We start from the raw sequence: 365 nt of genomic DNA, 5'->3' as shown, positions 1-365 counted from the left end.
CCAGAAATTTCTAATTATACCCCCCTCCAAAAACAACCGGATTCCACAATTAATCCCACAAATATTGTTACACCAGAAGTTTCTAATTATAACCCTCTCCAAAAACAATCAGATTCCACAATTAATCCCCCAGACAGTAGTGATTCCACAAATATTGCTACACCAGAAATTCCTAATTATACCCCTCTCCAAAAACAATCGGATTCCACAATTAATCCCCCAGACAGTAGTGATTCCACAGATATTATTACACCGAAAATTTCTAATTATACCCCTCTCCAAAAACAATCAGATTCCACAATTAATCCCACGGAAAGTAGTGATTCCACGGATATTGCTATTGCTACACCGGAAATTTCCAATTA

At 37.0% G+C, this 365-nt stretch carries 1 protein-coding gene; it reads left to right on the top strand.

All coding sequences use genetic code 11. The annotated features are described in order from the left end of the window. Positions 1 to 365: hypothetical protein (locus PL9631_RS26460; protein WP_197046527.1), on the top strand; the 365-nt coding region annotated here is incomplete at both ends.

It is taken from the genome of Planktothrix paucivesiculata PCC 9631 (assembly GCF_900009265.2).
Taxonomy (GTDB): Bacteria; Cyanobacteriota; Cyanobacteriia; order Cyanobacteriales; family Microcoleaceae; genus Planktothrix; species Planktothrix paucivesiculata.
This window is presented reverse-complemented; position numbering and strand designations above follow the sequence as displayed.